We start from the raw sequence: 21,186 nt of genomic DNA, 5'->3' as shown, positions 1-21,186 counted from the left end.
GACATTGACTGTCTGTAAACGGAATCGTACAGTCACTATCTAGAGAAAGTGACTCTCTGAAACGCGGCGGCCCGCGCTGCCGTCGCCGCTACGCCCTCGCCAAGAAGGACTCGTGCCATGCACCGACTCGGCCACCACGCCCCGCTTCGGCCGTTATCCGAACCCGCTACGCGAGGGGGCCGACATGACCGCGACTGACACCGACATCACGCCCGCACTGTCCGCACCATCCGCCACCCGCACCGACCACACCTCGGTCGCTGCGTTGCTGCGCCCGCACGCCCGGGGATTCGCCGCCGTGATCGGTCTGCAAGTCGTCGGAGCGGTTGCCGGACTGGCGCCGCTGCTGGCCGTTGTGGAGTTGGGCCGGGTTCTGCTGTCTCCCGGCCCGATCGATGACGGCCGGGTCTGGACGGCGGTGCTCCTCGGGGCCGCGGGCCTGTTCGTCCGGCTGTTGTTCACGGGCGCCTCGTCCGGACTCGGGCACGTCCTCGACGGCCGGGTGCAGCTGTCGCTGCGCCGGCAGCTGGCCGCCCATCTGGGCCGCGTGCCGATGGGCCTGCTCGCCCGGCGCCGCACCGGCGAGCTGGCCAAGGTGGTCGGCGAGGATGTGAGCGCGGTGCATCCGTTCATCGCCCATGCGCCCGGCGAGCTGGCGTCGGCGTTCGTGGTGCCGCTGGTGTCGCTGCTGTATCTACTCACCGTCGACTGGCGGCTCACCCTGATCACGCTGATCCCGGTGCTGCTGGCGGTGGCGCTGGTTCCGTTGATGATGACCCCGGCCCGGCAACGTGAACAGCGCGAGGTCGATGCGGCGATGGGACGTATCGCCGACACCGCGGTGGAGTTCGTGCAGGGCATCGCGGTGGTCAAGGCCTTCGGCGGGGGTGACCGCGCGCATCGCCGGTTCCGCACGGCGGTCGACGATTTCGCCGAAACCTTTGTGCGCTGGGTGCGCGGTATTTCCCCGATCGCCGCCGGGATGCAGCTGGCGTTGTCGCCGCCGTTCGTGCTGCTGGTGGTGTTGACCGGCGGCGCGGCTCTGATCGCCGGTGGCAGCCTGACGGCCGCGGATCTGCTGCCGTTCCTGCTGCTCGGGCTCGGCCTGACCGCACCGGTCGCCGCACTCGGCCACGGATTCGACGACTTGCAGGCAGCCGGCCGTGCGGTCGGCAGGATTCGCGATGTGCTCGACGTCGAGCCGCTGCCGGAACCCGCGCATCCGGTCGCGCCACGCGGCCATCGGGTGCGGCTGCGCGATGTCGGATTCGCCTACGACGCCGGCCGTGAGGTGCTGCGCGGCATCGACCTGGTGCTCGAACCGGGAACGGTCACCGCGCTCACCGGACCGTCCGGCAGTGGCAAATCCACTCTGGTGCAGCTGCTTCCGCGGTTCTTCGATCCGACCCACGGCACCATCACCCTCGGCGGAGTCGACCTGCGAGAGATCGACAGCCACGCGCTCTACCGGACGGTGTCGTTCGTCTTCCAGGATGTGCGACTGCTGCGCGCCTCGGTGGCCGACAATATCGCGCTTGCCGTGCCGCACGCCGACCGCGGGCAGGTCGTCCGGGCCGCCCGGCTCGCGAACATTCACCAGCGAATTCTCGAGCTGCCACACGGTTACGACACGGTGCTCGGAGTCGACGCCGGACTGTCCGGCGGCGAATCGCAGCGACTGGCGCTCGCCCGTGCGCTGCTGGCGGACACGCCGATTCTCGTGTTGGACGAGGCCACGGCGTTCGCCGACCCGCTGACCGAACACGCGGTACGCGAGACCCTGACCAATCTGCGCGGGCAGCGGACCCTGCTGATCATCGCCCACCGGATGGAGACCATCGCCGACGCCGACACCGTCGTCCTGCTGCGTGACGGCGAGATCGTCGAGCGCGGCGCGCCCGCGCGACTACTGGCCGGTAACGGCCCATTCGCCGAGTTCTGGCGCACACATCGAGGAGTTGAACTGTCATGATCGCCCTGCTGCTGCGCGTGCTCGGGCAACGGTACGCGGGTCCGGTGCGACGGGCCGTGGTTCTGATGACCGTCACCGCGATCGCCGAAGGTGCCTCCTATGCCTTCATGGTCCCGGTGCTGCGGGAGTTGCTCGGAAGCGATCCGGGCGCCGCCCGGCCGTGGCTCGCGGTATTCGCCGCCGCCGTTGCCGGCTACGCCGTGCTGCGCTATCTCAGCGATCTGGCCGGTTTCCGGGCCGGCACCACGCTGCTGCGCGGCACCTATCACCGGCTCGGCGATCATCTGGCCCGGCTGCCGATCGGCTGGTACGGCCGTGACCGGGTCGGCGAGGTATCGGTGCTGGCCAGCCGGGGTGTGCTGGAAGCGATGAGTGTGATCGCGCACCTGCTCGCGCCGTTCATCGCCGCGATCGTGACGCCGCTGACGATCGTCGTCGTCATCACCGTCGTCGACTGGCGGCTCGGCCTGGCCGCGCTGATCGCCGTGCCGCTCGTGGCGGCGATCCAGTCCAGGACCGCACCGGCGATGGCAGCCGCCGACGCCGAACGCCACGACCGCGACCAGCAGGCAGCCGGGCGTGTCATCGAATACCTCCAGGCGCAACCCGTGCTGCGGGCGGGCGGGCGCACCACCGAGCGGTTCGGTCTGCTCGACGACGCGCTGCGCGGCATCGAACGCGCCTCCCGTCGCTCGGCGCTGTCGGCCCTGCCCGGCGTCGTCGGGCTCACTCTCGCTGTCCAAGCGATGTTCACCGCGCTGCTGGCTCTCGGGGCCTACCTCGCCGTGGGCGGATCCCTCGGCGCCGCCGAGGTTCTCGCGATCCTCGTGCTCGCGGCCCGTTGCGCCGACCCCGTGCTCGCGCTGGCCGACATCGGCGGGAAACTCCGCAGTGCGCGGGCCCAACTCGTCCGGCTCGACGCGCTCCTGCGCACCGAGCCGCTGCCGGAGCCTGCCCAACCGCTTCAGCCGAACGGTCATGATCTGGAGTTCGACGCGGTCACCTTCCGTCGTGGCGCCCGCACGGTGATCGACGAGCTGAATCTGACCGTGCCGCAGGGCCGCCGGGTGGCCATCGTCGGGCCGTCCGGAGCGGGTAAGAGCACCTTGCTGCACCTGATCGCGCGCTTCCACGATGTGCACTCGGGTGCTGTCCGAGTCGGCGGTGTCGACGTCCGCGATATCGGCACCGCCACCCTGATGGCGCAGATCGCCGTCGTCTTCCAGGACGTCTATCTTTTCGACGGCACCATCGAAGACAACATCCGGCTCGGCAGGCCCGAAGCCACCGACGCCGAAGTTCGCGCCGCCGCGAGCGCGGCGCAGCTGGACGAGGTGATCGAACGACTACCCGGCGGCTGGCGCGCCGACGTCGGCGAAGGCGGCGCCCGGCTCTCCGGTGGTGAACGTCAGCGCGTCTCCATTGCCCGCGCGCTGCTGAAGAACGCGCCCATCGTGCTGCTCGACGAGGTGACCTCGGCCCTGGATCCGGCCAACGACGCCGCCGTCCACCGAGGCATCGAACGCCTGATGGCCGGGCGCACGGTGGTGCTGGTGGCCCATCGCCTGCACACCGTGCGCACCGCCGACCAGGTCGTCTTCCTCGACGAGGGCCGGATCGTGGAGGCGGGGACCCATGCCGAGCTATTGCGCGAGGGCGGTCGCTACGCCGAGTTCTGGAGCATGTCCGTCGGCGGCCGGGCCGTCGACGCGAGCAGAGATCGGTCTCAGGTCGCGCCGTGATTCATCCGATAGGCGGATGCCACCGGTTTGCACCGTCACTACGGTGGGTAGCGGGTCGGGCCGCATGAGGAGGAAGACGTGAACATCATCGATCTCGGATCGTCGGCGCTGAACCTGGCGAACACCGTCACATCGCTGGCCGCCAACGTGACGTACCTGTTGCAGGCCTGGGGCCTGCTGTAGCCATCTCCCGTCCCGGCTAGCGGTCGCCCGGCCGATGCGCGGGCAGGACACGAAGGCCGCGGGCCGAACCCACCCAGGCCTCACGGACGGGCAGCGAAACCCGGGGCGACGAAACGCTGGACCAAGCGGCGTTCGGTGGCCGCGTCCGGGAGCGGCCAGGTGAGCAGTGACAGCACGACGCGGACGATCCATTGAGCGGCCTCGTCGTCGGCGGTGCGGGTGAGGGTGGCCGCGATGCGCGACAGCACCGGCGAGGCGGTCAGATAGCCGTCGCCCGCGGCGGAGCGGGTCGCCAGCCAGCGCGACAGCACCGGGTCGGCGCGGATGGCCGCGACCGACGCCAGGATCGCTTCCACTACCCGGCGGGGCCCGGCATGCGGTGCTACCGCTGCCGCGACCCGTTCGCTGACGGTGACCGCCGACCTGGCCAGGACGGCGTCGACGAGCGCGGCTTTCCCGCCGACATGCCGGTACAACGTGGCGCGCGAGCAGCCGGCCCGTGCGGCTACCTCGTCGACGCCGACGTCGTCGATCCCGCGTTCGAGGAACAATTCGGTGGCGGCCGCTTCGATGCGTGCGACAGCGGCCGCGCGGCGGTCGCCACCGGCGAGCCAGTCTCGGCGGTGCTGAGCCATGCCGTCGCCTCCTGAGGTCGGATGTCGTCTCAGCATGAGACAACTTCCACAGTTTGTGTACCCCATATTTCGATGTCATCAGCCGAATGTCGACGGCATCTCCACCGGGAACCCCTGCCGCTCGTCTCGCCCCGAGACCCCTGTTGACCTGAGTATCGGCGGCAGCGCAGCGTCGAGCGTGGTAACGGCAGCGAGACGGGAGTGCACAGTGGTGGCACCGAGCGGTATCGACATCTTCGACCCGGCGAATCTGGACGACCCATACCCGATGTACCGGATGTTGCGCGAGCAGTCGCCGGTATGGCGGGTCCCGGGGACCGACTTTTTCCTGGTGACGTCCTGGGACCTGGTGACCGAGGCCGCCAGCCGAGTCGAGGACTTCTCCTCGAACTTGACCGGGGTGATGATCCACCAGCCGGAGGGCCCGCCGCTGGTCTTCGATATGGACGGCGGCGGTCAGGCCGTTCACGTCCTGGCCACGGCCGACGATCCGGTGCACGCCGCGCATCGCAAGCTGGTCTTCCCGTACATCGGCAAGCGCGTACGCGGCCTCGGGCAGCTGGTGCGGGACCTCGTCGACCGGCTCTGGCGCGAAGAGCTGCGCGGTGACCGCATCGACATCGCCACCGGGCTGGCAGACCGGCTGCCGCTCGGGGTGGTCGCCGACATCATCGGAGTGCCGTCGCAGGACGTGCCGCAATTACTCGGCTGGGCCTACGACGCCACCGAGATGCTCGGCGGCATCGTCGCCGAGGGACGGCTGCCCGCGTTGGTCGGTTCCGCCGCCGAACTTGCCGGATACCTGCATGATCAGTTCGCCCGCGCCCTCGCGAGGCCCGATGGCACCGGGACCGGGCTGCTGGACGTACTCGCCTCGGCGTGCCGACGCGGTGAGCTCGAACCCGACGTCGCCGTACTGATCCTGGTGCAGCTCGTCGGCGCGGGCGGCGAGTCGACGGCCGGGCTGATCGCGAATGCGGCGCGGATCCTGGCCGAGCATCCGGGCATACAGGATCGGTTGCGCGCCGATACCGCCGCGATCCCGGCCTTCCTCGAGGAAGTGGCGCGGGTGGAGTCGCCGTTTCGCGGACACCATCGCCACATCACCCGGGAGACCACGCTCGGCGGGGTGGCGCTGCCGGCGGGCGGTCATCTGTTGCTGATGTGGGGCGCGGCCAACCGCGACCCGGGCACCTTCACCGATCCGGACATCGTCGATGTGGACCGCTCCGGCCGCACCACCCTCGCGTTCGGCAAGGGCGCGCACTTCTGCATCGGCGCGGCCCTGGCCCGGATGGAAGCCCTGGCCGCGATCACCACGCTGCTCGAGCGCACCACCGGATTCGGGCTGGTGGACGATGCCCCGCCGCGGTGGGTGCCCAGCCTGATGGTCCGCAGGCACGCGAGCCTGCCCCTGCGGGTCCGGCTACGCTGATGGACACCTGTCCGGGCGGCGTTCCGGTCAGCGGGACTCGGGGCGTGGGCAGGCGCGTTCCACCCATACGCCCGGCTACGGTGAGAGTTGTAGCCCGCCCGGGCCACGCGCGCAGAGAGGAGAGATCGTGCCGCAGAACGTCCGAGGTGTCATCGCCCGTCGATCGGGTGCTCCGGTGGAACTCGTCACGGTCGTGATCCCGGACCCGGGGCCCAACGATGTCGTGGTGCGGGTGCAGGCGTGCGGGGTGTGCCACACCGACCTGACCTATCGCGAGGGTGGCATCAACGACGAGTTCCCGTTCCTGCTCGGACACGAGGCGGCGGGCATCGTGGAGACGGTAGGGGAGGCCGTCACGCATGTCGAGGTGGGCGACTTCGTCGTGCTGAACTGGCGCGCGGTCTGCGGGCAGTGTCGAGCGTGTAAGCGCGGGCGGCCCTGGTACTGCTTCGACACCTTCAATGCCAGCACGCCGATGACGCTCGAGGACGGCACCGCCCTGACCCCGGCCCTCGGCATCGGAGCGTTCGCGGACAAGACGCTGGTGCACGAGGGTCAGTGCACGAAGGTCGAGCCGGACACCGATCCGGCGGTCGCCGGCTTGCTCGGCTGCGGCGTGATGGCGGGGCTGGGAGCGGCGATGAACACCGGCAATGTGGGCCGTGGTGATTCGGTGGCCGTCATCGGCTGCGGTGGCGTGGGCGATGCCGCGATCGCGGGCGCCCGGCTGGCCGGGGCGACCACGATCATCGCCGTCGACCGCGACCCGAGCAAGCTCGACGCCGCCCGTGAACTCGGCGCCACCCACACCATCGACGCCTCCACCGCCGACGCGGTCGCCGAAATCCAGGAACTCACCGGCGGTTTCGGCGCCGACGTGGTGATCGACGCGGTCGGCCGCCCGGAAACCTGGAAGCAGGCGTTCTATGCCCGCGACCTGGCGGGCACCGTGGTCCTCGTCGGTGTGCCGACTCCCGATATGACCCTCGAGATGCCGCTGATCGATTTCTTCAGCCGCGGTGGTGCGCTCAAATCTTCCTGGTACGGCGACTGCCTGCCCGAACGTGATTTCCCCACGCTGATCGAGCTGTACCGGCAGGGCCGGTTGCCGCTGGAGAAGTTCGTCACCGAACGGATCGGGCTCGACGCGGTGGAAGAGGCGTTCCACACCATGCACGGCGGCAAGGTGCTGCGTTCGGTGGTCGTGCTGTGACCCGGGTGGAGCGCATCGTCACCTCGGGCCAGTTCTGCCTGGACGGCGGCTGCTGGGATGTGGACAACAACATCTGGCTGGTCGGTGACGACACCGAGGTCCTGATCATCGACGCCGCCCACGACGCCCGCCCGATCCTGGACGCGGTGGCGGGCAGGCGCGTCACCGCGATCGTCTGCACCCACGCCCACAACGACCACGTCACCGTCGCCCCGCAGCTGTCGGCCGCCACCGGCGCGCCGATCTACCTGCACCCCGCCGACGACGTGCTGTGGCAGCAGACCCATCCGGGCCTCGAATACACCGCGCTCGGCGACGGGCAGCGGCTCGAAGCGGGCACCGCGCAGCTCGAGGTGCTGCACACCCCCGGCCATTCCCCGGGTTCCTGCTGCCTCCACCTGCCCGAGCTCGGTGAATTGTTCAGCGGCGACACCCTTTTCGAGGGTGGACCGGGCGCCACCGGCCGCTCGTACTCGGACTACCCGACCATCCTGGCCTCGATCAACGACCGGTTGTTCGCTTTGCCGGACGAGACGGTGGTGCACACCGGGCACGGGCCCGACACCACGCTGGGCGCCGAGCGCGCGAATGTCCCGGCCTCGGCGGGCACCGAGTCCTGATCTGGGCACCGGTCGGGGGCGAAAGACGTTCTGCGGGTCGGCGATAAGCGTTTGCCAACCGTGGCAAACGTCCGGGCGACGCGCGCGCGAACTCTGAGAAGATAAACGGCGCAAGGTATTTCATCGACCACGCGCCGTATAGGTCGCGCTGTCTCGAAGGGCCACAGCCATGACGAGCCTGCCTGCTTTTCCCACCGCCGACGAACGACCACTCGACACCTGCCGCCGGCTACAGAGGATCGCTCCCGTTGTCGAAGTCGAATTTCCCGGCGGGGTGCCCGCCTATCTGGCGCTGACGCACAAGGCGGTCGAGGAGATCCTGGCCGGCGACAACAAGACCTTCGCTCGCGACCCGAAGCACTGGCCCGCGCTCTATGACGGATCGATTCCCGAGGACTGGCCGTTCCGGGCCATCGTCCAGGGCGACCACCTGTCCACCAAGGATGGTGCGGACCACCGCCGGTTGCGCGGCCTGGTCGGCAAGGGCTTCACACCCGCGCGGGTGCGCGCGCTGGAACCACGCATCCAGCAGCTCATCGACGCGCTACTGGACGAGGTCGAGCGGGCCGGAGACGGGGTCGATCTGGTGCCCGCCTTCTGCGACGCGCTGCCGATGGCCGTGATCAGTGAACTGTTCGGGGTGCCGGAGTCGGAGCGGGCGCAACTGCGGCGGTGGACGCTGGCCTCGCTGTCGCAGAACGCCACGCCCGAGGAGGCGTTCGACACTCAGGTCGCGCTGCGTGGGTATCTGTACGAGTTGGTGCGGCGCAAGGAGAACGTGCCCGGGGACGACCTCACCACCGATCTCGTCCGCGCCCGCGACGACGGGGAGCGGCTCACCACCGACGAACTGGTCGCGGTGCTGTGGCTGATGCTCATTGCGGGGCACGAGACGACGGTGTATCTGCTCGGCAACGCCGTGCTCGCGCTGTCGCAGCATCCCGATCAGCTCGCGGTGACGAAGGCGCAGGGTCGGTGGGCCGAGGTGGTCGAGGAGACGCTGCGCTACCGGCACTCGGTGATGATGACGAGTTTCCGGTTCACCCTCGACGATGTGACCATTGCCGGCGTGCCGATTCCCAAGGGAAGCGCGGTGGGCGTGGTCTACCAGGCTGCCGGGGTCGATCCGGCGCAGCACGGAGATACCGCGAATCAGTTCGACATCACCCGGCCGCAGGGCGGGCACCTGGGATTCGGACATGGCCCGCGCTACTGCATAGGTGCGCCGCTCGCACGACTGGAGGGCAGGCTCGCCCTGGAATCGCTGTATCGACGGTTCCCGGACCTGACCCTGGCCATCGATCCGGACGACGTCCCACACGCCCCGTCCTTCTTCACCATCGGCCCGCTGTCCATTCCGGTGAGCCTGGGTGGTTCTCGGGGCTGAACGCGCCCCCCGCGCGAATCTGCGTGGCGCGCCGGGATTACCCCGGCGCGTCATTCGGGTGAAGATCCACTGGACGCGGTCGACGCCCCGGCCGCTTCGGATCCCGGCGCTCAGATGGTGGTGGCCGAATGGCGGTCAGGGCGCCGCGGTAAACGTCACCGCCGCCGTCGCGGCCGGGTCCGTCGTCACCGCGCTCACCCGCACCCACGTGTTGTTCACCGCCGCCGCGCCCGAGAGCGGGTCGGTGAGCGATGGGTCGTGCAGCAGGTTCACGTTGACGCCGGGCTGGGCGGCGGCCACACTCCAGCCGACGCCGGGTGCGCCGTGGCCCCAGCCGTGCGGGATGGCGACGACGCCGCGGCGGATGTCGTCGCTGATCTCGACCGGCAGGGTGATCGCGCCGACGGGGGAGGCGACGGTGGCCGAATCACCCTCGGCGAGACCGCGTTCGGTGGCGTCGACGGGGTGCATGAGCACGGTGCAGCGGTCGCGGCCCTTCATCATCGTGGGGATGTTGTGCAGCCAGGAGTTGTTGCTGCGCAGGTGGCGGCGGCCGATGAGTTTGAGGTCGAAGCCTTCGCCGGGGGCGGTCAATGCCCGACCGGCCGCGGCATCGTCGAGGACGGAGGTGATGGCGCGCAGGAAGTCGGGCGGCGCGAGCTGCACCTTGCGGTCGCGGGTGCCGATCAGTTCGGGCAGTCGCGGCCGCAAGGGGCCCAGGTCGATGCCACCCGCGGCCTCGCGGATCCGCTTGACGGTCAACCCCTTACGGCCTTTGCGCAGCACACCGTACGGGCCCGTCGCGACCGCACCGGCAATCATGCGTTGCGGACTCAGTTGCGCGAATACCGCGTTCACGGCCCGCCCGGTGACCCGGCGGACAGGCAGCGGCACCACCTCGGTGATCAGCCGAGCCAGGATCTGCCAGTCCTCCATGGCGTCGGCGGGCGGCTCGAACACCTTGGCGTCGTAGCGAGCGTTGTTGCGCACGCTGAACACCGGGAACAGGATGTTGAGTTCCTCGCGTTCCAGCGGTGACACCGGCGGCAGGATGATGTCGGCGTGACGCGTGGTCTCGGTGATGTACATGTCCACGGCGACATAGAAATCGAGCGAGGACAGGGCCGCTTCCAAGCGCCCGCCCTGCGGAGTGGACAGCACCGGATTCCCGGCGTAGGTGATCATCGCCTTGATCTGGCCAGGGCCCTCGGTGAGGATTTCGTCGGCCAGCACGCCGACGGGTAGCTCGCTGCGGAAGGACTTGTGCGCGCCGGTGCGGTCGGTCCACGCGCCGTGGCCCATCGGCAGGTATTTCGCGTAGCGAGCGGCGTCGACCGGTGGGGTGCCGAACATCTGGCCGCCGGCCCGGTCGAGGTTGCCGGTGACCGCGTTGATCGTGTTGACCAGCCAGTGCGTCAGCGTGCCGGTCACCTGCTGGCACACCCCGATCCTGGCGTAGAGCACCGCCGACGGCGCGGCCGCATGGTCGCGGGCCAGGCGCCGAATCGTCTCGGCGTCGACGCCCGCGTGCGGCGCCATGGATTCCGGTGTGGTGCCGGCGACCAAGCGGCGCAACCGTTCCCAGCCCGCGCATTGTTCGCGCACCGCGCGCTGGTCACAGAGCTCTTCGGTGACCAGCACGTGCAGCATGCCGAGCAGCAGATACACGTCTCCGCCCGGTGCGACGGCGACGTGTTCGTCGGCCAGCCGCGCGGTTTCGGTGCGTCGGGGGTCGATGACGACGACGCTGCCGCCGCGGGCGCGCACATCGCGGATCCGCTGTTTCGCGCCGGGCATGGTGGTGATGGAGCCGTTCGAGACCGCCGGGTTGGCGCCGAGGATCACCAGCCGGTCGGTGCGGTCGATATCGGCGACCGGCATCAGCGCGTTGGAGCCGAACATCCGCCAGGCGGTGAATTCCTGCGGGAATTGGTCGATCGAGGAGGCGGAGAAGAAGTTCCTGGTCATCAGGGCCGCGCGCAACAGCCCGCCGTAGAGCACGGAGGTGCTGTGCGCGGCCGGGTTGCCCATGTACATGCCGATGGCGCTCGGCCCATGGGCGGAGCGAATCGCGCGTAGCCGCTGCCCGATCTCGTTGAACGCCTCGTCCCAGCCGATCGGCTCGAAGCGTTCGCCGATGCGGCGCACCGGCGTGCGTAGTCGGTCCGGATCGTGGTGTAGCCCGCCCATCGCGGTGGCTTTCGGGCAGATGTAGCCCTTGGACAGCACGTCCTCGCGATTGCCCTCGATACGGGTGACGCGTTCGTCTTCGACCGTGACCAGAATTCCGCAGTGCGCCTCACACAGCGTGCACTGCCGCGCGACCGTTCTCGTGCTCATCGATGAACCCGCCCCTTCTGTCGACGTCGTAGTCCACGCTATCGGGTGAACGGGCCGCATAGATCCGACTACGGTCGGATTTCTCGCCCAGCTCGGCCGAATTACCGGGGTTCGAGGACGACCACCGGAATCTTTCGGTCGGTCCACGACTGGTAGCTGTCGAAATCGGCGTACAGGTCGACCAGCTTCGGCCACAACCGGGCTCGCTCGGCGTCGTCGGCGACGTGCGCTCGCACCAGCCGGCGTTCGGTGCCGATCTGCACCGCGGCCTCGGGATCGGCGACCAGATTGTGGTACCACTGCGGATTGTTCGGCAGCCCGCCCTGGGAGGCGACCACCACCAGATTCGCGCCGTCGACCAGGTACACCAGCGGTGTGGTGAACAGCTTGCCGGACTTGCGTCCTCGATGTTCGAGCAGCAGATTGGGCGCGGGTTTGCGGAACGCGGCCCCGATCCGCCAGTTCTTGCCGATCCGGCCGCCGCTGCGCTTGTACAGCCACACATGCGCGCGCGACATGAGTTTGATGAACTTGGGCACCAGCGGTGAATCGAGCTTGGGTGGGCGTGTGGTCGGCACAGCGGTTTCCGTTCAGGTCGGGTCGGCTCAGCCCAGGATGAGCAGCGCGGATTTCTCGATGCGGTCGGCGATTTCGGAGTAGGAGCCGTATCCCATGCCCGCGCGCACCAGGGCGCCCGCGTAGAGCAGTTCCAGCGATTCGACGACGTCGTCATCGGCGTCGGGCCCCAGCGCGCGCACGATTCGTTTGCGGATCTCGCTGCCGATCCGCCCGCGCAGGTGCGCCACATCGGGGTCGCGGCCCAGCAGCGCGCTGGTCACCGCGCCCGACACCTGCTGCTCGTCGGCGACGAGCATGGCGATATTGCGCAGTTCGGCGACCACCCGGACCTTGGGGTCGGGGTCGTCGCTGACCGGCGACGGTGAGGCCGCCAGCCGCCGCCAGAAGATCTCGGCGACCAGATGTTCCTTGGACGAGAAGTAGGTGTAGGCGGTGGCCGTGCCGACCCCGGCCGCCGCGGCGACCATCCGGATGGTCATCCCCGCGAATCCTTCGCGCGCGAGTACCTCCACCGCCGCCTTGGTCAGCTTGTCGACGGTGTCGGCCTGCTTCTCGGTGAGGCGGCGCCGGGTCGCCTCGAGGATGATGGAATCGCCTTCGGACATGTGTCTGGATACTACATTCTCAGCTCTTGGCCGCGGCGATGCCCGCGCGGCGCCCGTAGAAGCTGCCGTCGCCGAGCGAGGCCCCGCTGACGTAGCCGCCCGCGCAGATCCCGGAGGTGCAGCGCCCGGCCGCGTACAGGCCCGCGATGGGTTGTCCGTCGACGTGCAGCACCCGGCTGTCCAGGTCGGTGCGCAGTCCGCCGAGGGTGAATCCCGCCGTGAATCCGCGCATATCGAAGCCCGCGACGGCACCCTCGATCGGCGTCACCCACTCCGGTTTCTTCCCGAGCAGCGGATCGGCACCCTCGGCGGCATGCCGGTTGTACACCTCCACCGTCGAGGTGAGCGCGCCTGCGGGCAGCCCGATCTCGGATTCGAGTTCGGCGACCGATTCCGCGGCCCAGGTGGGTGGTTGGCGGAAGAACGGCGTGGACGTCTCGGTGGTCAGCGCCTGTTCGTAGGCGGCCTCGCCGATGATCAGATAGGCCTGATTGTCCTGCTGGATCAGGGTGGCCTGGCCGATGCGGCCGGGGTAGGTGTCCTCGGCGATGTAGCGCTGACCACGCCCGTTGACGAGGATGCCGCGCGCGAGCATCTGCGGATCGCCGAAGAACGCGACCTCGGTGGCGTCCATATGGGCCAGTTCGGCGCCGAGGGCCTGGGCCACCCGGATGCCGATGCCGTCGTGTTCCTCGATGGCGGCGGCGGGCCGGCCGATCAACCGCGGTGCGTACCCCTCGATCATCTGCTGCTGGTAGGCGAAGCTACCGGTGGCAAGCACCACACCGCGCTCGGCTCGGATCGCGACCTGTTCGCCGTAGCGTTTGGCGATCACACCGACGACCCGCTCGCCGTCGACCACCAGGCGCTGGATCCGCATGTCGTATTCGACGCCGACGCCGAGCTTTTCGGCGGTCTCGGCCAGCGGCTTCATCAGCATGTAGCCGCCGCCCTTCTCGCCGGTGCGCTTATCGGCCATCTGCGGTACATGGCCGCGCGGGGCGGGTTCGGCGATGGTGTTGAACGGCGCCGCGTTCTCCCCGCCGGTGTACATCAGCCCCTCGTCGTGCGGCGGCTCCCAGCCGGGTTCGGCCCAGAACGCCTCACGGAACGGCACCCCGTTGGCCACCAGCCACTCGTAGTGTTCGACGCTGCCCTCGCAGTAGTCGACGATCTTGTCCCGATCCGCACCCGGCCCGAGCGCGGCGAGCAGGAATTTTGCCATGTTCTCCGGGGTGTCGTCGAAGCCGAGCGCCCGCTGCAACGGGGTGCCGCCGCCGAGGTAGATGAACCCGCCGGCCAGCGCGGCGGCCCCACCCCAGCCGCCGGTGCGTTCCAGGATCAGCACGCTCGCCCCGGCCCGCGCGGCCTCGATGGCGGCGCAGACCCCGGCGATGCCGTACCCGGCGACGACGACGTCGGCCGCGTGATCCCAGCTCGCCACCTCCGTCACCGGCAGCGGGCGGACGGTGGTCGGTGTCGATTCAGCCATGCTGTGTACTCCTCACAAAATCTGTGTCCGCGCAGGCCGGAAGGGTGCGCACCGAGGTCGCGAGTGGCGATGCGAGCCATCGTGTTGGCTTGGCCGCCGCGTGTCCAGGGCTTGTCCCACTGTGTGGCGCGAGGTCGCGGCGCGGCAGTCTCATGACGTCGGCGGTTCGGCGGATGAGTCCTGCCGTTTCTGCTTGTCCCGCGCGGCCTTCTTCTGCTGGCCCACGATCGTGGTGACCGAGATGTCGAACTTGCTTCCGGTCGGCCAGCCGATGTAGTGGCACAGGAACAGCGCGATCTCGTGCAGTTCCTCCTCGGTGAGTTCTCCGTTGCGCAGGGCCGCGCCGATCTGGATGGCCGCGGTGTCCATCAGGCCCTGGGCGGTGAGCGCGCCGAGCAGCACCAGCCTGCGGTCGCGGATGCTCAATCCGGGCCTGGACCAGACGTTGGCGAACAGGTGATCGGCCGTCATCGCGAAATGATCGCTGGGATAGTCCTGGAACGGGGTGCCGTACACCTCCTCCATCTTCGCCAGGCCGCGTTCGCGCAGCGTGGGTTCGGTCGCGTCGGTGGTCGGCTCGTTCATCTGCTCATCTCCTCTTCGGCGGGGGCCGCGGCGTCCGATGGCGCGGGCGCGTGAATCGCTGTCGAGCTCATCGGCTGTCCTGCTCGGTCTGCTCATCGAGCGCGGCGGCTCGTGGTACTCCCAGACCCGGCCCGAGATGCTCGCGAGCCAGCGCGGCCAGCGGCAGGTCGATGCCGAGGCGGCGGCCGAGATCCAGCGCCAAGGCCAGATCCTTGTCGCCGAGATCGCGCACGTGACCCATGATCGGCAGCCAGAAGTCGCCCTCGGCGATCGGACCGGTGCGCTCGCGCAGCATGATCGCGCCGGGCCCGCCGGTCACGGCATCGGAATGGCGGACCACCTTGCCGAGGGTGGTGATATCGAGTCCGGCCGCCTCGGCCAGTCGCTGGGCCTCGGTGGCCGCGGTGAAGGCGACGAAATGAACCAGGTTGCGGGCCAGCTTCATTCGGGTGCCCGCGCCCACCGGCCCCGCGTGCACGATGAGGTCGCCGAAACAACCGAATGGTTCGCGCACCCGGGCGAAGGCGGCCTCGCTGCCGCCGACCATCACCGCCAGCGCACCCCGGTTCGCGCCCGGCGCGCCACCGCTGACGGGCGCGTCGACCAGTTCCACCCCGCGCTCGGCGCACCGGGCGGCCAGTTCGACCGCCGTCGAATCGCTGATCGTGGAGTGCACCGCGACGACGGTGCCGGGCGCCGCGGTCTCCAACAGTCCGCCCGGACCGGTCACCACCTGGCGAACCTGTCCGTCGTCGACCACGACCACCGAGATCACCGCGCACTTGGCCGCGAGTTCGGCGGCCGAGGACGCGGATTCGGCGCCGGCGTCGGTGAACGGCGCCACCGCCTCGGCGCGGGTATCGCAGACGGTGAGCCCGCCCGGCCATTCGAGCAGCCGCTTCGCCATCGGGGCGCCCATGCTCCCCAGGCCGATGAAGCCGATCCTGGCGCCGTCCGCCGTGGCGTTCACGACCGGAACACCTGCCCGCCATCGACATTGAAGATCTGCCCGGTGACCCAGCTCGCCTCGTCCGACAGCAGGTACAGGCAGGCGCCGACCAGATCTTCCGGGGTACCCATCCGCTTGAGCGGCAGCCGCTTGATCATGTCCTCGACGATGACACCCGGCGTCACCGTTTTGGTGGCTTCGGTATCAATAGGTCCTGGCGCGATGGCATTGATTCGGATCTTCGAACCACCGAGCTCGAAGGCCAGCTGCTGGGTCAGTCCGTTGATGCCGACCTTCGCCAGCCCGTAGAACCCGGAGTACACCCAGGCCGCGGTGGAGGACTGGTTGACGATCGACCCGCCGCCGCGGGCGGCCATGTGCTGCCAGACCGCGCGCGTCATGATCAGCGCGCCGTTGAGGTTGACGTTCATGAACCGCTGGTAGTAGTCCCACGGCACGGTGAGCAGCAGATCCAGCTTCATGTCGCCGTAGATGGCGGCATTGTTGACCAGGTGATCGATGCCGCCGAATTCGGCGACCGTGAAATCGGCCAGCGCCGTGGCGGATTCGGGGTCGGAGACGTCGACCTCGGCGAAGACCGCCGAGCCGCCGTCGGCCACGATCTTTTCCGCGACCGCCGTGCCGAGTTCGGTATTGCGGTCGGCGACCACGACATTGGCCCCCTCGGCGGCCAGGGCCTGCGCGTAGGCGGCACCGATGCCACGCGCGGCTCCGGTGACGATGGCCGACTTTCCGGTGAAACGGACCATGATGGGTGCTCCTGATAGGTGATGGTGGCGGTCAGCTGGGTTCGGCGGTGGCGATGAGCTTGGTTTCCAGGTATTCCTCGAAGCCCGCCACGCCCATTTCACGCCCGATCCCGGACTGCTTGTAACCGCCGAACGGTGCGTCGGCGGAGTACCAGATGCCGCCGTTGACGCCGAGGGTTCCGGTGCGTACGCCGTCGGTGACGCGGCGGATGCGGTCCGGATCGGTGCCCCACACCGCACCGGATAGGCCGTAGGGGGAGTCGTTGGCCAGGCGGATGGCGTCGTCGTCGCCGTCGTAGGGGATCACCACGAGCACCGGGCCGAAGATCTCTTCGGTGGCGATGGTGGAGTCGGCGGCGACGTCGGCGATGAGCGTCGGTTCGATGAAGTAGCCGCGGTCGCGTCCGGCCGGGCGGCCACCACCGGTCACGATGCGCCCGCCCTCGTCGCGGGCGATCGCCAGATAGCGTTCCACCCGCTCGCGCTGCCGGGCCGAGATGAGCGGCCCGCAGACGGTGCCGGGCGCGGACGGATCACCGGGGACGATGCCGCCCATGGTGGTCGCGGCGATCTGGACGGCCTGCTCGTAGGCAGCGCGGGGAACCAGCAGCCTGGTGGTCAGCGCACAGCCCTGTCCGGCGTGCACACACACCGAGAAGGCGGTGACGCCGACGGCCGCGCCGATGTCGGCGTCGTCGAGCACGATGGCCGCCGATTTACCGCCGAGTTCGAGGAAGGTCTTCTTGATGGTGGCAGCGGCGGCCGTCATCACGGCGCGACCGGTGGCGGTGGAACCGGTGAAGCTCACCATGTCGACGCGCGGGTCCGAGCTCAGCTGTGCGCCGAGACTGTGATCATCGGAGGTCACGATGTTCACCACGCCGGCCGGGATATCGGTGTGCTCGGCGATGATCCGGCCGACCGCTGACGCGCACCACGGGGTGTCCGGCGCTGGCTTGAGCACGACGGTATTGCCTGCCGCCAGTGCCGGACCCAGCTTGGCGAAATTGATCTGGTGCGGGAAGTTCCACGGCGTGATGGCGCCGACCACGCCGGTCGCCTCTCGCCGCAGTATCCGGCGGCTGCTGATGCCCATCGGCGCGGCGACGCCGAGATCGGTTTCCCAGGTGTAGGTCTCGGCCAGCTTCGCGGCGAAGTCCAGATCGGCGATCGGGCCTTCCAGCTGCGGTCCGCGGGTGAACATGATGGGAGCGCCCGCCTCGGCGACTGTGATCTCGCGCAGCTGTTCGACATTGTCCTGGAGCGCGGTGCGCAGCTGAGTGAGGCAGTGCGCGCGGAAGGCGTGGTCGCGGGACCAGTCGGTGGTGTCGAAGGCCGTGCGGGCGGCGGCGATGGCGGCGTCCATATCGGCGGCGTCGGCATCGGCGGCGTGCCCGAGTTCCTCCTCGGTCGCCGGATTCACGGTGCTGAAGACGCCGGCGCCGCCTCGATCGATCAGCTTTCCGCCGATCAGCAAGGGAGCACCGTCTGCGGACAGCAGACTGTTCATAGTCGACTCCGTACGTGTCTGGACAGGTGTACGGAATATAGTCCGGGTTCTTTCGGTTAGGCAAGAACTTGTTCTAGAAAATCCGCCGGCCCGGTCGATGGGCCGCAGTCGAAGGACCTGAACTCGCTGAGATATCGACGACGGTGCGGCAATGGCGATCATGCTGGCTAAACCACCGGAATCGTTGTCGGCGGGCCGGGACGCTGGTACCGTCCAGACACATGTCCAGCTATGTGTCTCTACCGGACGGTGACGGCCGGATCTCAGCGGAGAACTGGTTATCGAATGCGAGGTGGGCGCGATGACGGCCGCGTCGGTGGAACCACTGATCTTCGATCCCTATGACTACGCCTTCCACGAGGATCCCTACCCCGTGTACCGGCGGCTGCGCACCGAAGCGCCGCTGTACTACAACCCCGACCTGGATTTCTGGGCGCTGTCCCGGCACGCCGACGTCTTCGCCGGCTTCCGCGACGCCACCCGGCTCTCCAGCGCCAACGGGGTATCGCTGGATCCCGCCGCGTGGGGGCCGCACGCCCATCACGTGATGTCGTTCCTGGCCATGGACGATCCGCGGCACATGCGGATGCGGCGGCTGGTGTTCAAAGGATTCACGCCCAAACGCGTCGCCGAGATGACCGACCGGATCCGCGAACTCACCCTCGAACACCTGGAACCCGGCTTCGCGGGCGAGAAGCTCGACTGGATCGAGGATTTCGCGGGCAAACTGCCGATGGATGTCATCTCCGAGATGCTCGGGGTGCCCGCCGCCGACCGCGCCGAGATCCGCCGCCTCGCCGACCTGGTGGTGCACCGCGAGGACGGTGTGCTCGATGTGCCGATGGGTGCCATCGAGGCCTCGGTCGCGTTGATCGGCTACTACACCGAGATGGTCGCCCAGCGCCGCAAGCAGCCGCTCGACGATCTCACCTCCGCGCTGCTGGACGCCGAGATCGACGGCGACCGGCTCACCGATCAGGAAATCATCGGCTTCATGTTCCTGATGGTGGTCGCGGGCAACGAGACCACCACCAAACTGCTCGGCAACGCGCTGTACTGGGGCGCACACAACCCGGGCGAGTACGCCAAGGTCGCCGCCGACCCGGGGCTGGTCCCGGATTGGGTCGAGGAGACCCTGCGCTACGACACCTCGAGCCAGATCGTGGCGCGCACCGCCACCGTCGACATTCCGCTGCACGGCGGCGTCATCCCGGCGGGAGCGAAGGTGCTGCTGGCGATCGGTTCGGCCAACCGCGATTCCGAGGTGTTCGAAGACGCCGACAGTTACCGCATCGAACGCAACGACAAGGGCTCGCTGGTGAGTTTCGGTGCGGGCGTGCACTTCTGCCTCGGCGCGCATCTGGCGCGCCTGGAGGCGACCGTCGCGCTCGAGGAATTCGCCACCCGCACGCGCAGCTACGAGGTGCACGAGCCGGAGGTCGAGCGGGTGCATTCGACCAATGTGCGCGGGTTCGCCCGGCTGCCGATCTCGGTGCGGCCCCGATGACGCCGCCCGCCCGACCCCACCCGCCCCGGAGACAGGAGGTGCGCTGATGCCGCGCTTCGAACCCCACCCCGCCCGCCGGCCCGCCCTGATCGCGGGCGCCTCCTCCGGCATCGGCGCCGCCACGGCCCTCGCGCTGGCCGAACTCGGTCACCCGGTCACCCTCGGCGCCCGTCGCGTCGAACTGTGCGAAGAGCTGGCCGGAAAGATCCGCGCCGACGGCGGCGAGGCGATCGCGCACCGCCTCGACGTCACCGATACGGCCTCGGTGGACGCGTTCGTCACGGCGGGTGAACAGGCGCACGGACCGGCCGAGATCCTGGTCTCCGGTGCGGGCGATATCGAGTTCGCGCTGGTCGAAGAGATGGATCCGGAGCGTTTCGCCCACCAGGTGCAGATACACCTGATCGGTGCCCATCGCCTGGTGCATCGCGTGCTGCCGGGGATGGTCGATCGGCAACGGGGCGATCTGGTGCTGATCACCTCCGACTGCGCGCCCGCGCCGCGACCGCGTACCGGCGCCTACAGCGCCGCCAAGGCCGGGCTGGAAAACATGGTGACCCAGCTGCGGATGGAGTTGGAGGGCAGCGGCGTCCGTGCCTCCATCGTGCGCCCGGGGCCCACCCTGACCGGCATGGGCATGAACTCCACTCCCGAGGTCGTCGGGCCGCTGCTGGAGGACTGGAAGGACTGGGGTTTCGCCCGGCACCCGTACATGCTGCGGGCTTCGGACCTGGCGGCCGCGGTGGTCGCGGTGGTGAGTACGCCGCGCGGATCGCATCTGGTGTCGGTGGAGGTACAGCCGGAGGCGCCGCTACGTCAGCGCCGCACCTCGCGCCGCGAGCCGGAAGGGGAGTAGCCGTGCGGATTCGGGTCGATCTGGACTTGTGCCAGGGGCATGCGGTCTGCCAGGACGAGGCCCCCGAGATCTTCACAGTGCCCAAACGCGGGCAGGTCGTCATCGGCAACGACAACCCCGACGACGCCGCCCGCCCCGACATCGAACGGGCAGTCCGGTACTGCCCGACCCAGGCGTTGTCGATCGTCGACGACGCCGCCACCGATCCCGCGCCGAGCGGGACCGGCGAATCCCAGGAAGGTAGACGGTGATGGCAGGTTTCGATCGCGCGGAACTCGACGAGATGGTGCGGCGCTGGGTGGAGGCGAACCGCAGCTGTGAGGACAAGGGCGACTGGGCGCCGCTGGCCGAGCTGTATACCGAGGACGCCACCTACGGCTGGAACTACGGGCCCACCCAGGAATTCATGGCCGTCGGCCGCGACGAGATCCGGGATCTGGCGCTGGTGCAGGAAATGCAGGGGCTGGAGGGGTGGACGTATCCGTATCAGGAGTTCGTCATCGATGAGCGGTCCGGGAATGTGATCGGCCTGTGGAAACAGATCGCCGACGTCACCCGCGAGGACGGCAGCCACTACAGCCCGCACGGCATCGGCGGCAGCTGGTTCCGTTACGGCGGCGATTTCCAGTGGTCGTGGCAACGCGATTTCTTCGACTTCGGCAATGTGTCGGCGCTGTTCATGGAGATGATCCAGAAGAATGCCCTGACCGAAGGCATGCAGAAGCGGATCCAGCGCTCGGTGTCGGGACAGCCGCTGCCCGGCTGGTACCGCGTCGGCGAATCCCCGGTCCCGTTGTGGTGACGGC

The 21,186-nt window shown here is 69.0% G+C and carries 19 protein-coding genes; 10 read left to right on the top strand and 9 right to left on the bottom strand.

Features of this window, described 5'->3' with window-relative positions; genetic code table 11:
- Positions 1-184 precede the first annotated feature (184 nt).
- On the top strand, positions 185-1,972 hold the full coding sequence (locus RJ05_RS19980) for an ABC transporter ATP-binding protein (RefSeq protein ID WP_036539297.1): 1,788 nt from the start codon (positions 185-187) through the stop codon (positions 1,970-1,972).
- Complete coding sequence (locus RJ05_RS19975; protein ID WP_036539296.1) at positions 1,969-3,714, top strand: ABC transporter ATP-binding protein; 1,746 nt, start codon at positions 1,969-1,971, stop codon at positions 3,712-3,714. Before RJ05_RS19980 ends, RJ05_RS19975 begins: the two co-directional genes overlap by 4 nt.
- Before the next feature lie 263 nt (positions 3,715-3,977).
- Here RJ05_RS19975 and RJ05_RS19970 read toward each other — a convergent pair whose 3' ends face one another.
- Entirely contained in the window at positions 3,978-4,532 is a 555-nt protein-coding gene (locus RJ05_RS19970; protein WP_036539295.1) for a TetR/AcrR family transcriptional regulator, read from the bottom strand.
- 268 nt (positions 4,533-4,800) lie between these two features.
- On the opposite strand from RJ05_RS19970, the gene RJ05_RS19965 reads away from it, so the two are divergent.
- The 4 genes from RJ05_RS19965 to RJ05_RS19950 all read left to right on the top strand — a co-directional run bounded on the left by RJ05_RS19965 (position 4,801) and on the right by RJ05_RS19950 (position 9,187).
- On the top strand, positions 4,801-5,967 hold the full coding sequence (locus RJ05_RS19965) for a cytochrome P450 (protein WP_249040617.1): 1,167 nt from the start codon (positions 4,801-4,803) through the stop codon (positions 5,965-5,967).
- 127 nt (positions 5,968-6,094) lie between these two features.
- Positions 6,095-7,180 carry an S-(hydroxymethyl)mycothiol dehydrogenase gene (locus tag RJ05_RS19960; RefSeq protein WP_036539293.1) on the top strand — a complete coding sequence of 362 codons (1,086 nt, stop codon included), beginning with the start codon at positions 6,095-6,097 and terminating at the stop codon, positions 7,178-7,180.
- A complete protein-coding gene (locus RJ05_RS19955) occupies positions 7,177-7,800 on the top strand; it encodes an MBL fold metallo-hydrolase (protein ID WP_036539291.1) in 624 nt (207 codons plus the stop codon). Before RJ05_RS19960 ends, RJ05_RS19955 begins: the two co-directional genes overlap by 4 nt.
- A 169-nt stretch (positions 7,801-7,969) precedes the next feature.
- On the top strand, positions 7,970-9,187 hold the full coding sequence (locus RJ05_RS19950; protein ID WP_081597431.1) for a cytochrome P450 family protein: 1,218 nt from the start codon (positions 7,970-7,972) through the stop codon (positions 9,185-9,187).
- A 135-nt stretch (positions 9,188-9,322) separates the two neighbouring features.
- On the opposite strand, the gene RJ05_RS19945 is transcribed toward RJ05_RS19950, so the two are convergent.
- From RJ05_RS19945 to RJ05_RS19910, 8 genes are all read right to left on the bottom strand, one after another.
- Positions 9,323-11,527, bottom strand: coding sequence for a molybdopterin oxidoreductase family protein (locus RJ05_RS19945; protein WP_036539287.1), 2,205 nt, complete (start codon positions 11,525-11,527; stop codon positions 9,323-9,325).
- A 101-nt stretch (positions 11,528-11,628) separates the two neighbouring features.
- Positions 11,629-12,105, bottom strand: coding sequence for a nitroreductase family deazaflavin-dependent oxidoreductase (locus RJ05_RS19940; RefSeq protein WP_036539285.1), 477 nt, complete (start codon positions 12,103-12,105; stop codon positions 11,629-11,631).
- A gap of 27 nt (positions 12,106-12,132) precedes the next feature.
- Positions 12,133-12,711, bottom strand: coding sequence for a TetR/AcrR family transcriptional regulator (locus RJ05_RS19935; protein WP_036539282.1), 579 nt, complete (start codon positions 12,709-12,711; stop codon positions 12,133-12,135).
- 19 nt (positions 12,712-12,730) lie between these two features.
- On the bottom strand, positions 12,731-14,203 hold the full coding sequence (locus RJ05_RS19930; protein ID WP_036539280.1) for an FAD-dependent oxidoreductase: 1,473 nt from the start codon (positions 14,201-14,203) through the stop codon (positions 12,731-12,733).
- A gap of 150 nt (positions 14,204-14,353) precedes the next feature.
- Complete coding sequence (locus RJ05_RS19925; protein ID WP_051016751.1) at positions 14,354-14,788, bottom strand: carboxymuconolactone decarboxylase family protein; 435 nt, start codon at positions 14,786-14,788, stop codon at positions 14,354-14,356.
- Positions 14,789-14,855: 67 nt separating this feature from the next.
- Positions 14,856-15,758 (bottom strand): NAD(P)-dependent oxidoreductase, encoded by a 903-nt coding sequence (locus tag RJ05_RS19920; protein ID WP_036539278.1) that lies wholly within the window; start codon positions 15,756-15,758, stop codon positions 14,856-14,858.
- On the bottom strand, positions 15,755-16,507 hold the full coding sequence (locus RJ05_RS19915; protein ID WP_036539277.1) for an SDR family oxidoreductase: 753 nt from the start codon (positions 16,505-16,507) through the stop codon (positions 15,755-15,757). The genes RJ05_RS19920 and RJ05_RS19915 overlap by 4 nt, the downstream gene beginning before the upstream one ends.
- Positions 16,508-16,538: 31 nt before the next feature.
- The gene (locus RJ05_RS19910; RefSeq protein WP_036539275.1) at positions 16,539-18,017 is read right to left on the bottom strand and encodes an aldehyde dehydrogenase; all 1,479 of its coding nucleotides are present in this window, start codon (positions 18,015-18,017) and stop codon (positions 16,539-16,541) included.
- Positions 18,018-18,318: 301 nt separating this feature from the next.
- On the opposite strand from RJ05_RS19910, the gene RJ05_RS19905 reads away from it, so the two are divergent.
- Genes RJ05_RS19905 through RJ05_RS19890 form a run of 4 tightly spaced genes read left to right on the top strand, consistent with a single transcriptional unit; the run spans position 18,319 to position 21,182 of the window.
- On the top strand, positions 18,319-19,524 hold the full coding sequence (locus tag RJ05_RS19905) for a cytochrome P450 (RefSeq protein WP_036539274.1): 1,206 nt from the start codon (positions 18,319-18,321) through the stop codon (positions 19,522-19,524).
- Between the two features lie 46 nt (positions 19,525-19,570).
- On the top strand, positions 19,571-20,380 hold the full coding sequence (locus RJ05_RS19900) for an SDR family oxidoreductase (protein ID WP_036539271.1): 810 nt from the start codon (positions 19,571-19,573) through the stop codon (positions 20,378-20,380).
- Between the two features lie 2 nt (positions 20,381-20,382).
- Positions 20,383-20,631, top strand: coding sequence for a ferredoxin (locus tag RJ05_RS19895; protein ID WP_036539270.1), 249 nt, complete (start codon positions 20,383-20,385; stop codon positions 20,629-20,631).
- Positions 20,631-21,182, top strand: coding sequence for a Cif family virulence factor (locus RJ05_RS19890; protein ID WP_036539269.1), 552 nt, complete (start codon positions 20,631-20,633; stop codon positions 21,180-21,182). The genes RJ05_RS19895 and RJ05_RS19890 overlap by 1 nt, the downstream gene beginning before the upstream one ends.
- Positions 21,183-21,186: the final 4 nt, after the last annotated feature.

Origin of the sequence: Nocardia cyriacigeorgica NBRC 100375 (assembly GCF_000308555.1) — a bacterium.
GTDB classification, from domain to species: Bacteria; Actinomycetota; Actinomycetes; order Mycobacteriales; family Mycobacteriaceae; genus Nocardia; species Nocardia cyriacigeorgica.
Note: the sequence above shows the minus strand (reverse complement) of the source record. Positions and strands in the feature narration are given on the sequence as shown.

What these genes read in the sequence shown, in the direction of transcription:
- RJ05_RS19970 (WP_036539295.1), bottom strand. Translation starts at nt 4,532, where the DNA reads ATGGCTCAGCACCGCCGAGACTGGCTCGCCGGTGGCGACCGCCGCGCG.
- RJ05_RS19910 (WP_036539275.1), bottom strand. Translation starts at nt 18,017, where the DNA reads ATGAACAGTCTGCTGTCCGCAGACGGTGCTCCCTTGCTGATCGGCGGA.
- RJ05_RS19900 (WP_036539271.1), top strand. Translation starts at nt 19,571, where the DNA reads ATGCCGCGCTTCGAACCCCACCCCGCCCGCCGGCCCGCCCTGATCGCG.
- RJ05_RS19925 (WP_051016751.1), bottom strand. Translation starts at nt 14,788, where the DNA reads ATGAACGAGCCGACCACCGACGCGACCGAACCCACGCTGCGCGAACGC.
- RJ05_RS19905 (WP_036539274.1), top strand. Translation starts at nt 18,319, where the DNA reads ATGACGGCCGCGTCGGTGGAACCACTGATCTTCGATCCCTATGACTAC.
- RJ05_RS19915 (WP_036539277.1), bottom strand. Translation starts at nt 16,507, where the DNA reads ATGGTCCGTTTCACCGGAAAGTCGGCCATCGTCACCGGAGCCGCGCGT.
- RJ05_RS19890 (WP_036539269.1), top strand. Translation starts at nt 20,631, where the DNA reads ATGGCAGGTTTCGATCGCGCGGAACTCGACGAGATGGTGCGGCGCTGG.
- RJ05_RS19945 (WP_036539287.1), bottom strand. Translation starts at nt 11,527, where the DNA reads ATGAGCACGAGAACGGTCGCGCGGCAGTGCACGCTGTGTGAGGCGCAC.
- RJ05_RS19950 (WP_081597431.1), top strand. Translation starts at nt 7,970, where the DNA reads ATGACGAGCCTGCCTGCTTTTCCCACCGCCGACGAACGACCACTCGAC.
- RJ05_RS19980 (WP_036539297.1), top strand. Translation starts at nt 185, where the DNA reads ATGACCGCGACTGACACCGACATCACGCCCGCACTGTCCGCACCATCC.
- RJ05_RS19975 (WP_036539296.1), top strand. Translation starts at nt 1,969, where the DNA reads ATGATCGCCCTGCTGCTGCGCGTGCTCGGGCAACGGTACGCGGGTCCG.
- RJ05_RS19965 (WP_249040617.1), top strand. Translation starts at nt 4,801, where the DNA reads ATGTACCGGATGTTGCGCGAGCAGTCGCCGGTATGGCGGGTCCCGGGG.
- RJ05_RS19930 (WP_036539280.1), bottom strand. Translation starts at nt 14,203, where the DNA reads ATGGCTGAATCGACACCGACCACCGTCCGCCCGCTGCCGGTGACGGAG.
- RJ05_RS19935 (WP_036539282.1), bottom strand. Translation starts at nt 12,711, where the DNA reads ATGTCCGAAGGCGATTCCATCATCCTCGAGGCGACCCGGCGCCGCCTC.